The sequence below is a fragment of the Caballeronia fortuita genome, assembly GCF_001544835.2.
Lineage (GTDB): Bacteria > Pseudomonadota > Gammaproteobacteria > Burkholderiales > Burkholderiaceae > Caballeronia > Caballeronia fortuita.
The window spans coordinates 333,599-345,560 of sequence record NZ_FCNX02000007.1; the positions used below are offsets into that span (position 1 = coordinate 333,599).

Annotated in this window: 11 protein-coding genes; 3 read left to right on the forward strand and 8 right to left on the reverse strand. The window is 62.6% G+C overall.

The window, feature by feature from the left end; translation table 11 throughout:
* Window positions 1-62: 62 nt before the first annotated feature.
* The gene (gene zapD / locus AWB77_RS16045; RefSeq protein WP_061135428.1) at window positions 63-818 is read left to right on the forward strand and encodes a cell division protein ZapD; all 756 of its coding nucleotides are present in this window, start codon (window positions 63-65) and stop codon (window positions 816-818) included.
* 64 nt (window positions 819-882) lie between these two features.
* Complete coding sequence (yacG, locus tag AWB77_RS16050; protein ID WP_008342966.1) at window positions 883-1,074, forward strand: DNA gyrase inhibitor YacG; 192 nt, start codon at window positions 883-885, stop codon at window positions 1,072-1,074.
* A gap of 15 nt (window positions 1,075-1,089) precedes the next feature.
* Here yacG and AWB77_RS16055 read toward each other — a convergent pair whose 3' ends face one another.
* From AWB77_RS16055 to secA, 4 genes are all read right to left on the reverse strand, one after another.
* Window positions 1,090-1,521 (reverse strand): NUDIX domain-containing protein, encoded by a 432-nt coding sequence (locus tag AWB77_RS16055; RefSeq protein ID WP_061135429.1) that lies wholly within the window; start codon window positions 1,519-1,521, stop codon window positions 1,090-1,092.
* The gene (locus tag AWB77_RS16060) at window positions 1,518-2,381 is read right to left on the reverse strand and encodes an ATP-binding protein (protein ID WP_061135430.1); all 864 of its coding nucleotides are present in this window, start codon (window positions 2,379-2,381) and stop codon (window positions 1,518-1,520) included. Before AWB77_RS16060 ends, AWB77_RS16055 begins: the two co-directional genes overlap by 4 nt.
* Before the next feature lie 13 nt (window positions 2,382-2,394).
* Window positions 2,395-3,636, reverse strand: a complete 1,242-nt coding sequence (argJ, locus tag AWB77_RS16065) for a bifunctional glutamate N-acetyltransferase/amino-acid acetyltransferase ArgJ (protein WP_061135431.1) — start codon at window positions 3,634-3,636, stop codon at window positions 2,395-2,397.
* A 161-nt stretch (window positions 3,637-3,797) separates the two neighbouring features.
* Window positions 3,798-6,611, reverse strand: a complete 2,814-nt coding sequence (gene secA / locus AWB77_RS16070; protein WP_061135472.1) for a preprotein translocase subunit SecA — start codon at window positions 6,609-6,611, stop codon at window positions 3,798-3,800.
* A gap of 286 nt (window positions 6,612-6,897) precedes the next feature.
* Between secA and AWB77_RS16075 the strand changes: the two genes are divergently transcribed.
* Entirely contained in the window at window positions 6,898-7,383 is a 486-nt protein-coding gene (locus tag AWB77_RS16075; protein ID WP_061135432.1) for a DciA family protein, read from the forward strand.
* A gap of 48 nt (window positions 7,384-7,431) precedes the next feature.
* On the opposite strand, the gene lpxC is transcribed toward AWB77_RS16075, so the two are convergent.
* The 4 genes from lpxC to ftsA all read right to left on the reverse strand — a co-directional run bounded on the left by lpxC (window position 7,432) and on the right by ftsA (window position 11,960).
* Window positions 7,432-8,349, reverse strand: coding sequence for a UDP-3-O-acyl-N-acetylglucosamine deacetylase (lpxC, locus tag AWB77_RS16080; protein WP_061135433.1), 918 nt, complete (start codon window positions 8,347-8,349; stop codon window positions 7,432-7,434).
* A gap of 262 nt (window positions 8,350-8,611) precedes the next feature.
* Window positions 8,612-9,115 (reverse strand): peroxiredoxin, encoded by a 504-nt coding sequence (locus AWB77_RS16085; protein ID WP_061135434.1) that lies wholly within the window; start codon window positions 9,113-9,115, stop codon window positions 8,612-8,614.
* Between the two features lie 287 nt (window positions 9,116-9,402).
* Window positions 9,403-10,611, reverse strand: coding sequence for a cell division protein FtsZ (gene ftsZ, locus AWB77_RS16090; RefSeq protein WP_061135435.1), 1,209 nt, complete (start codon window positions 10,609-10,611; stop codon window positions 9,403-9,405).
* Window positions 10,612-10,727: 116 nt separating this feature from the next.
* Entirely contained in the window at window positions 10,728-11,960 is a 1,233-nt protein-coding gene (gene ftsA, locus AWB77_RS16095) for a cell division protein FtsA (RefSeq protein WP_008342980.1), read from the reverse strand.
* Window positions 11,961-11,962 lie beyond the last annotated feature (2 nt).

Genomic DNA, 11,962 nt, shown 5'->3' on the forward strand with positions numbered 1-11,962 from the left:
GGCATTAGAATGTGCTCACTTCCGCTCAAGGAAGCAACCGACCCACGCCGAGGCGAGCGCGCTTGATCCTTTACGAGTATCCCTTCAACGAGCGAATCCGGACGCTGTTGCGCCTCGAGGACCTGTTCGAGCGCTTCACGTTCTTTCTGACTCAGGAAGACGCGCGGGAACATCACGTCGCGCTCACGACACTCTTCGAGATCGCCGAAGTCGCAGGCCGAACGGATCTCAAGGCCGATCTGATGAAGGAACTGGAGCGGCAGCGGCAAACGCTGGCGCCGTTTCGCGGCAATCCGGGTATCGAACAGGAAGCGCTCGAAGCCGTGCTCGGCGAAATCGAGCAGACGCTTGGCGGTCTGACCGACATGCACGGCAAGACCGGCCAGCATCTCGCTGACAACGAATGGCTCGCGAGCATCCGCAGCCGCACGATCATTCCCGGTGGAACGTGCAAGTTCGATCTGCCGTCGTATTACGCCTGGCAGCAGTTGCCCGTCGAGGAGCGTCGCCAGGACATCGCGAAGTGGGTCATGCCGATGCTCGCACTGCGCGACGCGGCCGCCATCGTACTGCGGCTCGCGCGCGAATCGGGGCAGTCATCGAAAGTCATGGCGATGCAGGGCAGCTATCAGCAGATGCTGTCCGGACGCACGTATCAGCTGATGCAGGTGCGCGTTTCGCCGGACACCCGCGTGATTCCGGAAGCGAGCGCGAACAAGTACATGCTGTGGGTGCGATTCACCGTTCAGGACGGCGATCTGAAACCGCGCGCTGTCGATGTCGACGTGCCGTTTCATCTGACGCTTTGCAGCCTTTGAATCGTGAGCGGTTCGGCCTCATATGGTCAAATACCGTCCGTAACCGACTCGATTCGCAATCGTCATGACCACTGTCGTCAAATGCCCGACCTGCGGCAAGGATGTCCGCTGGGTTCCCGAAAACCGCTTTCGCCCGTTCTGCTCGGAGCGTTGCAAGCAGATCGATCTCGGTGCGTGGGCAGCCGAAAAGTACAAGATCGCGGGAAACTCGCAGGAAACGCCGCCGGATGAAGATAATCGCGGCGGCCTCAACTAAGCGCCCGAAGCGCCGTTATTCGCGCTCTTCCTCTTCGAGCCACTCGAGAATCGGAATGGCTGCGGGCAGAAGCGGCGCGACATCGACGGGCAGCGTCTGCCAGGCAATCGCCTGCCCCTCGCGCCCGAGCGGCGACCCTTTCCAGCCCGTCACCTTGCAGAAGAATAGACGCACGTACGCGTGCGGATAGTCGTGCTCGAGCGTGCGCCAGAGCTGACACGCGGTGACGTCGATACCCAGTTCCTCGTGCAGTTCGCGCCCGAGCGCCGCCTCGACGCTCTCGCCCGGTTCCAGCTTGCCGCCCGGAAATTCCCAGTAACCTTCGTACGGTTTGCCCGGGGGCCGCTGCGCAAGCAGATAGCGTCCGTCGTGCTGCACCATCACGCCGACGGCGACTTCCGTTACCTTGCGGCCATCGGGCGCGATGTCCGGTTGCGGGCCGGTCATTGCTTGCGTCCCGAGCGGTCGCGCGCGAACTGCCACGCCACGCGGCCCGAGCGCGAGCCGCGTTCGAGCGCCCAGACGAGCGCATCGCCGCGCGCGTTCTCGATATCCGCGTCATCGCAACCGAAGTGCTTCAGCCAGTGCGCGACGATCGCCAGATAATCGTCCTGCTTGAACGGATAGAAGCTGACCCAAAGACCGAAGCGCTCCGACAGCGAAATCTTCTCCTCGACGACTTCGCCAGGATGAATCTCGCCATCGGACGTGTGCTTGTACGTCTCGTTGTCGCTCATGTATTCCGGCAACAGATGGCGGCGGTTGGACGTCGCGTAGATCAGCACGTTGTCCGATTGCGCCGCGACCGAACCGTCAAGCGCCACCTTCAGCGCCTTGTAGCCCGACTCGCCTTCCTCGAAGGAAAGATCGTCGCAGAAGACGATGAAGCGCTCGGGCCGCGTCGCGATCAGATCGACGATATCGCCGAGATCGTGCAGATCGTCCTTGTCGACTTCGATGAGCCGCAAACCGTCCTTCGAATACGCGTTCAGACACGCCTTGATCAGCGACGACTTGCCCGTGCCGCGCGCGCCAGTCAGCAGCACGTTGTTCGCCGGCAGATTGTTCACGAACTGCTGCGTGTTCTGCTGAATCAGGCTCTTCTGACGGTCGATGTTTTGAAGGTCGTCGAGCGAAATCTGCGAAATGGCGGACACGGGCTGCAGGAAACCGCGCCCCTGACGCTTGCGCCAGCGAAAAGCCACTGCGGATTCCCAGTCGATATCGGGCGCCGCGGGCGGCAACATGCCTTCGATGCGCGCCAGTACCGCCTCGGCGCGCGTGAGAAATTGTTCGAGTTTGTCCATCGGGTTTCCGCTTTTACGAGCGATAGTCGGCGTTGATGCTCACGTAATCGTGCGAAAGGTCGCAGGTCCAGACGGTCGCCTGCGCGCTGCCGCGTCCGAGCAGCACGCGAATCGCGATCTCGCTCTTTTTCATCACGCGCTGGCCGTCTTCTTCCCTGTACTCGGGATTGCGGCCGCCGGCTTTCGCGACGAGCACGTCATCGAGATAGAGATCGATCTTGCCGACGTCGAGGTCCGTCACGCCCGCATAGCCGATCGCCGCGAGAATGCGGCCGAGGTTCGGATCGGATGCGTAGAACGCGGTCTTTACGAGCGGCGAATGACCGATCGCGTACGCGATCTGACGGCATTCCGCCGCGTCCTTGCCGCCTACCACCGTGATCGTCATGAACTTGGTCGCGCCTTCGCCGTCGCGCACGATGAGTTGCGCAAGTTCCTGCGCGACTTCGGTCACGGCGTCGCGTAATGCGGCATAGCCGGGCGAATCCGTCGATGCGATCGCCGGCAGCGACGACTTGCCCGACGCAATGAGGATGAACGAATCGTTGGTCGACGTATCGCCGTCGATCGTGATGCAGTTGAACGAGCGATCCGCGACATGCTTCACGAGTTCGTCGAGCACCGGTTGCGCAACGTTCGCATCGAACGCGAGGAAACCGAGCATCGTCGCCATGTTCGGGCGGATCATGCCCGCGCCCTTGCTGATGCCCGACAGCGTGACGACGTGACCATCGATCGTCACCTGGCGCGACACGGCTTTCGGCAGCGTGTCGGTCGTCATGATGGCCTGCGCGGCGTCGAACCAGTGCGCGGCCTTCTGGCTCGCGAGCGCGGCCGGCAGTCCCGCCTTCAGGCGATCGATCGGAAGCGGTTCCAGAATCACGCCGGTCGAGAACGGCAGGATCTGCTGCGCGTCGAGGTTCGCGAGACGCGCGAGTTCGGCGCAGGTTTCGCGTGCGTGCGCCATGCCCGGGTCGCCGGTGCCCGCGTTCGCGTTGCCCGTGTTCACGACGAGCGCGCGAATGCCTTTGCCGCCTTTGCCCGCCGCCGCGAGATGCTCGCGACAGACCGTTACCGGCGCCGCGCAGAAGCGGTTCTGCGTGAAGACGCCCGCAACGCTCGCGCCTTCATCGACACGAATGACGAGCACGTCCTTGCGATTGGGCTTGCGGATGTTCGCCTCGGCGTAACCGAGCGTGACGCCGGCGACAGGATGAAGCGCTGCGGGATCGATCGAGGGGAAATTGACGGCCATGTTCGCGTCTCGCTGATTGTTGCGCGCGCCGGCTCATCGAACCGGCACTTGATGGAAAACTGACGCCGGCCGGCTGAGTGGAACCGGCGCCGTGAATTGTTGAGTTCTGCAAAGACAAACGACGCATTGCTGCGTCGCTTGTTCCTGCAGTCATCGGCCGATTACACCAGCTTGCCGTGACAGTTCTTGTACTTCTTGCCGCTGCCGCACGGGCATGGATCGTTGCGGCCGACCTTCGGCACGTCGTCCGAGGGACGCGTTGCCACGCTGATGTCGTCGCCGGCGGCCATTGCCTGGCTGACCATTTGCGCCGTCGCGCTCGCGGCGGCTGCGGCGGGCGTCGGCTCGGCGGCGGGCGCGTTGTAGTCCGCGTGCGTGAACGACACGTTCTCCAGATGGCTGCCCTTCTCTTCGTACTGCTCGGCCGCCTCTTCGAGCTGTTCCGGCGACTGGATCTGCACGTTCATGACGACGCGCGTGACTTCCTGCTTCACGGCATCGAGCATCGCGGCAAAGAGTTCGAACGCCTCGCGCTTGTATTCCTGCTTCGGGTTCTTCTGCGCATAGCCGCGAAGATGAATGCCCTGGCGCAAGTGATCGAGCGCGGCGAGATGCTCGCGCCAGCGGCTGTCGAGCGTCTGCAGCATGATCGAGCGCTCGAACGCGCTGAACGACTCGCGGCCGACCATCGCGACCTTCGCTTCGTACGCTTCGTCGGCGGCGGCGAGCACGGCTTCGCAGATCTCTTCGGAATCGATCGAATTCGACTCGTTGATCATCTCTTGAACGGCGAGATCGAGCGACCATTCGTTGCGCAGCACTTCTTCCAGTTCCGGCGCTTCCCACTGCTCTTCGATGCTGCCCGCCGGCACGAACGTGCGCACGACGTCGCCGATCACGCTCTGGCGCATCGCGGCGATGGTTTCCTGCACGTCGTTCGCTTCGAGCAGTTCGTTGCGCTGCTGATAGATCACCTTGCGCTGATCGTTGGCGACGTCGTCGTATTCGAGCAGTTGTTTGCGGATATCGAAATTGCGCGCTTCGACCTTGCGCTGCGCGCCTTCGATGGAACGCGTGACCATGCCCGCTTCGATCGGCTCGCCTTCCGGCATCTTCAGGCGATCCATGATCGCGCGCACGCGGTCGCCCGCGAAAATGCGCAGAAGCGGATCATCCAGCGACAGATAGAAGCGCGACGAACCCGGGTCGCCCTGACGGCCCGCGCGGCCGCGCAACTGGTTGTCGATACGGCGCGATTCGTGACGCTCGGTGCCGATAATGTGCAGGCCGCCCGCCGCCTTCACGTGATCGTGCAGCGCCTGCCATTCGTCGTGCAGTTTCTGGATGCGCGCGGCTTTTTCGCTTTCGGGAATCGACAGATCGGCTTCGATGAACGACGCCTGCTTCTCGACGTTGCCGCCGAGCACGATGTCCGTGCCGCGGCCGGCCATGTTCGTCGCAATCGTGACGGCGGCCGGACGGCCCGCTTCCGCGACGATCGCCGCTTCGCGCGCATGCTGCTTCGCGTTCAGCACTTCGTGCTTCACGCCCGCTTGCCCGAGCAGACCCGACAGCAATTCGGACGCTTCGATCGATGTCGTGCCGACGAGCGTCGGCTGACCGCGCTCCACGCAATCGCGGATGTCGCGAATGACCGCGTCGTAACGCTCTTTCGACGTCTTGTAGATCTGATCCTGCTTGTCGACGCGCTTCGGCGGACGGTTCGTCGGAATCACGACCGTTTCCAGGCCATAGATTTCGTTGAATTCGTAGGCTTCCGTGTCGGCCGTGCCGGTCATGCCGGACAGCTTCGCGTACATGCGGAAATAGTTCTGCAGCGTGATCGACGCGAGCGTCTGGTTCTCGGCCTGAATCTGGACGTGTTCCTTGGCTTCAACCGCCTGATGCAGACCGTCCGACCAGCGGCGGCCGGTCATCATGCGGCCCGTGAATTCGTCGACGATCACGACTTCGCCGTTCTGCACCACGTAATGCTGATCGCGCAGGAAAAGCGTATGCGCGCGCAGCGCGGCATAGATGTGGTGCATCAGCGTGATGTTCTGCGGCGCGTACAGACTTTCGCCTTCGCCGATCAGGCCCCACTCGGCAAGCAGGCGCTCGGCCTTTTCGTGGCCGGATTCCGTCAGAAACACCTGACGCGCTTTCTCGTCGAGCGTGTAGTCTCCCGGCTTTTCGACGCCGGTGCCGTCCGCCTTCTCTTCGCCGATCTGCTGTTCGAGCAGCGGCGGCAGCGCGTTCATGCGCACGTAGAGATCGGTGTGATCTTCCGCCTGACCGGAGATGATGAGCGGCGTGCGCGCTTCGTCGATGAGGATCGAGTCCACTTCGTCGACGATCGCGAAATTGAGCGGCCGCTGCACCCGCGCGTTGGTCTCGTAGACCATGTTGTCGCGCAAATAGTCGAAGCCGAACTCGTTGTTCGTGCCGTACGTGATGTCCGCCGCGTACGCTTCCTGCTTCTGCGAGTGCTCCATCTGCGACAGATTCACGCCGCAGGACAGGCCGAGGAAGTTGTAGAGACGCGCCATCCATTCGGCGTCGCGCTGGGCGAGATAGTCGTTCACCGTCACGACGTGCACGCCGCGCCCGGACAGCGCGTTCAGATAGGCCGCGAGCGTCGCGACGAGCGTCTTGCCCTCGCCGGTACGCATTTCGGCAATCTTGCCGTAGTGCAGGACCATGCCGCCGATGAGCTGAACATCGAAATGGCGCATTTTCAAGATGCGCTTGCTCGCCTCGCGGCAGACGGCGAATGCCTCAGGCAGGATCACGTCGAGCGATTCGCCGCCCGCGACCCGCTGGCGGAACTCATCGGTCTTGGCGCGCAACTGGTCGTCCGAATACTTCTCGACGGTCGGCTCGAGGGCATTGATCGCCGCAACGGTCTTTTGATACTGCTTGACCAGCCGCTGATTGCGGCTGCCAAAAATCTTCTGAAGGAAACCGGTCGTCATCGGATCAGTGTCTGCGTCGCGGCTTCGGACGGGCCACAGCACCAAGCTGCGTCCGGGCTCGGAGAACCTCGGCGACTTAAGTCCATAGGGTGAAATCGAATCGGGAATTTTAGCATGTGAGTCTGGCAGACCTTGCGTCGGTGTGCCCGCGCCTGCGTCGGCGGAACGCGACAGTCAACAGGTTGAAGCATTTGAGCAAAGGCCGTCGGCGGGCCCGCCCGGCCGGAACGATGGCGTGCGTCGCGTACAATCGAATCGTTCCGTCAGGCATCCGCCTAAACAAAAAATGAGCCGCTTTTCTACAAATTCAAGATCGGGTTTCGATCCGCGCCGGCCGCAAGCCATCGCCGACGTGCTCGACCGCACCGATGCCTTCCGCGCGCTGCGCGCGGGCGTCGAGCAAATGGCGGCGATGCAGCGCGATCTGAACGCGCTGTTGCCGGACTATCTGGCGTCGAACGTGGAGCCGGGCTTCCTCAAGGACGGCGTGCTCGCGCTCTTTGCAGCGCATAACGCGCTGGCGGCGCGTTTGCGGCATCTGGAGCCGCGTCTGCTTGCCGATCTCCAGCAGCGCGGCTGGGCAGTCAATGCGCTGAAGATCCGCGTGCGCCCGCAATCGATGAAAGAGCCCGCGCCGCCGAAACAGGCGCGGATGTCTCAGGCGGGCGCATCGGCGCTCCATGATCTGGCCGAATCGCTCGAGCCGTCGCCTTTGCAGGAAGCACTCGCGCGCATGGCCGTACGGCATCAGGCGCGCGCACAAAAAAAATGAGCGGCGCTTTCGCTGCCGCTCATCTTTGACCGCCGAGTTCCCGCAGTATCAGGCGAATGCTGTCTGCGTGTCGAAAGCGAAACCGCGCGGCGCCTTTTGCGTGTCGTCGAACGTGACGATTTCATAGGCTTCTTCGTTGGCCAGCAACTCACGCAGCAGCATGTTGTTCATTGCGTGGCCGCCCTTGTACGCCTTGTACGACGCCAGCAACGGATGGCCGACGACGTAAAGATCGCCGATTGCGTCGAGCATCTTGTGCTTGACGAATTCGTCGTCGTAACGAAGGCCGTCGTTGTTCAGGATGCGGTATTCGTCCAGCACGATCGCGTTGTCCATGCTGCCGCCGCGCGCGAGACCGAGCTCGCGCATCATTTCGACTTCGTGTGCAAAGCCGAACGTGCGGGCGCGCGCAATTTCGCGCACATAGGACGTAGTCGCGAAATCGACTTCCAGCGCCTGACCGGTCTTATCGACGGCCGGATGGCGGAAATCGATGGTGAAGCTCAGCTTGAACCCGAAATACGGCTCGAGACGCGCGAACTTGTCGCCGTCGCGCACTTCGACGGGCTTCGTCACCTTGATGAACTGCTTCGGCGCGTTCTGCTCTTCGATACCCGCCGATTGAATCAGAAACACGAACGATGCCGCGCTGCCGTCCATGATCGGGATTTCCTCGGCGGTTACATCGACATACAGATTGTCGATACCGAGTCCAGCACACGCCGACATCAAGTGCTCGATGGTCGAGACGCGCGCGCCGTCTTTCTGCAAGACGGACGCGAGGCGTGTGTCGCCGATCGACATCGCGGACGCGGGGATATCGACCGGCTCGGGCAGGTCGATACGCGAAAACACGATGCCCGTGCCGATCGGCGCGGGGCGCAAAGTCAGGTCGACCTTGCGACCGGAGTGGAGCCCGATCCCCACGGTCTTGACGACAGTCTTGATTGTTCGCTGCTTCAACATGATCTTCTTTCCGATTTAAGTTCCCTATAAAGGAAATCAATCGTGCGTTAAATTCTAATAGGTCGAATTATACTCCATTCGTCGCACGCCGTCCTGATCCGGGAGGTATCAACTGTTTCCCTGTGTTACGTCGGACGGCTGGAGAGAGAAGTAGAACGGGCCGATGGCCGGAATGGAGGCATTTCCGGTCATCGGCCCCAAGTTGCTGCTCATTGCGAGGGCGCCTGAAGCGTTGCGCGGAGGCAACGCGGCGCCGCTGCGATCAGCGCAACGTCGCCAGGATGCTTTGAGCGTCGCTGACTTCGAACTTGCCGGGCGCTTCGACGTTCAGCGTCTTGACCACGCCGTCGTCGACCACCATCGCGTAGCGCTGGGAACGAATTCCCATGCCACGCTCGGACAAATCCTGATCCAGTCCGAGTGCCTGAGCGAAACGCGCACTGCCGTCTGCGATCATCCTCACCTTGCCCGAGGTTTGAAGATCGCGTCCCCACGCGTTCATCACGAACGCGTCGTTGACGGAAACGCACCAGACTTCGTCGATGCCCGCCGCGGACAAATCCGCTGCTGCTTCGACGTAGCCGGGCACGTGCCTGGCGGAGCACGTCGGCGTGAACGCGCCCGGCAATCCGAAGATCACCACGCGCTTGCCTGCGCTCCGCTCGCGCACCGGGAACGCATTCGGTCCCACGGCACAGCCTTCCGTTGCCTCTTCGATGAATTCGAAGAGACGCACGTCCGGCAACGTTTCACCCACTTTGATCATGCTCGGTCCTTCCCTCGTCAGTGCTCGCCGACATCCTCGCGATTGCATCGTCCCGCAACCGCGCCAAAGTCCTTGCGGCGATTTCGGCCCCACTCTGCCTGCCTCGACGTCAGGAGCAGATTCGTGGGGGTCGGCTGGCCACGGCCCGGCGTCCATTGTGCTCCCAGGACGCGGCCTTGGACAGTCGCCCCACGCGAAGCCTGCATCATCCGCGTCGGACGTTCAGCGCGTGCACGCGGTGTGCCGCATCGTCATGAAACTCCGCAGCAAATAACGTGCGCTTCGCTTCAGTCCGCCTGCTTGCGCAGGAACGCGGGAATGTCATACGTATCGACGCCCTTTTCCTGCAGCGCCTGCACGTGCGATGCCGCCGTTTCGCGCGTCGAGCGCCACACTGCCGGCGTGTCGAGCTGGCCGTAATCCGTCGTGCTCTGACCGTGTTGCGCACCGTACGAATTGTGCGCGGTGTGATGCGCGTGCGCGACCGGCTGGTTGTCGGTGCCCGTGCGCAGGAGCGTCATCGGCGCTTGCTGCTGCTTCTTCGCCGCGCGGCCCAGACCCGTTGCCACGACCGTCACGCGCAGTGCGTCGCCCATCGCGTCGTCGTACACCGCGCCGAAGATCACGGTTGCGTCGTCGGCTGCATACGATTTGATCGTGTTCATCACTTCACGCGTTTCCGACAGACGCAGCGAACGGCTCGACGTAATGTTCACCAGCACGCCACGCGCACCCGACAGATCCACGCCTTCCAGTAGCGGGCTTGCGACAGCCTGCTCGGCAGCCAAACGCGCGCGATCGACGCCAGCGACCGTCGCCGTGCCCATCATCGCCTTGCCCTGCTCGCCCATCACCGTCTTTACGTCTTCGAAGTCGACGTTCACGAGGCCGTCGACGTTGATGATTTCAGCGATGCCCGCGACAGCGTTGTTCAGCACGTCGTCCGCGCACTGGAAGCACTTGTCCATCTCGGCGTCGTCGCCCATCACCTCGAACAGCTTGTCGTTCAGCACGACGATCAGCGAGTCGACGTGATCCTCCAGTTGTTGCGAACCGGCTTCCGCCACGCGCATGCGGCGGCCGCCTTCGAACTCGAACGGCTTGCTCACCACGCCGACGGTCAGAATGCCCATTTCCTTCGCGATCTGCGCGACCACCGGTGCCGCGCCCGTGCCCGTGCCGCCGCCCATGCCGGCGGTGATGAACACCATATGCGCGCCGCGCAGTGCATCGGCGATGCGCTCACGTGCGTCTTCCGCTGCTTCCTTACCCTTCTCCGGTTTCGCGCCCGCGCCGAGACCGGTCATGCCGAGCTGCAGAACCGCCGGCGCACGCGAACGAGCGAGCGCCTGCGCGTCGGTGTTCATCACGATGAAGTCGACGCCCTGCACACCACGATTGATCATGTGCTGAACCGCGTTGCCGCCAGCACCGCCAACGCCCACGACCTTGATGATCGTTCCGTTGGTTTCCGTTTCCAGCATTTCGAAATCCATGTTGCCTCCGTCAAGAATGAAGATCGGCGTTATTCGACGAGAGATCGGGCAACCTCTTGTCGCGCACCAGCCGCCGGTACCAGCGCGAAATTCTTTTGTTGCTTATTGCTTGTTACTTAGAAATTCCCGAGGAACCAGTCTTTCATCCGCGAGAACACCTGTCCCATCGATCCGTTCTGCACCGCGACCTTGCGGCCGCGCATGCGTTGCGAGCGTCCTTCGGCGAGCAGGCCCATTGCCGTGGAGTAGCGCGGATTGCGCACCACGTCCGCGAGACCGCCCGCATACTCCGGCACGCCAATGCGCACCGGCTTCAGGAAGATGTCTTCGCCAAGCTCGACCATGCCGGGCATCATCGCCGCGCCGCCGGTCAGCACGACGCCGCTCGACAGCAGCTCTTCGTAGCCCGATTCGCGCACGACCTGCTGCACCAGCGAGAAAAGCTCTTCGACGCGCGGTTCCACGACCGCCGCCAGCGCCTGGCGCGACAGCGTGCGCGGACCCCGCTCGCCCAGACCCGGCACTTCGATCATTTCGTCCGGATCGGCAAGCGCCTGCTTCGCGATGCCGTAGCTCACCTTGATGTCTTCCGCGTCCGGCGTCGGCGTGCGCAGCGCCATCGCGACGTCGCTCGTGATCTGGTCGCCGGCGATCGGAATCACGGCCGTATGACGGATCGCGCCTTCGCTGAAAATGGCGATGTCCGTCGTGCCGCCGCCGATATCGACGAGCACCACGCCCAGTTCCTTCTCGTCCTCCGTCAGCACCGCGAGCGACGACGCGAGCGGCTGCAGGATGAGGTCGTTCACTTCGAGCCCGCAGCGGCGCACGCACTTCACGATGTTCTGCGCCGCGCTCACCGCGCCCGTGACGATGTGCACCTTCACTTCGAGGCGGATGCCGCTCATGCCGATCGGCTCGCGCACATCCTCTTGCCCGTCGATGATGAATTCCTGCGTGAGGATATGCAGCACCTGCTGATCGGTCGGGATGTTGATCGCCTTGGCCGTTTCGATCACGCGCGCGACGTCCGCCTGCGTGACTTCCTTGTCCTTGATCGCGACCATGCCGCTCGAATTGAAGCTGCGGATGTGGCTGCCCGCGATCCCGGTGAATACGTTCGTGATCTTGCAATCCGCCATCAGTTCGGCTTCTTCGAGCGCGCGCTGGATGGATTGCACCGTGGCCTCGATATTGACCACGACGCCCTTCTTCAACCCCTTCGAGTCGCTCTGACCGAGTCCGATCACCTCGTAGTGGCCTTCGCCTTTCAGTTCGGCGACGATCGCGACCACCTTCGACGTTCCGATGTCGAGGGAAACCAGCAGGTCTTTGTAGTCTTTGCTCATAG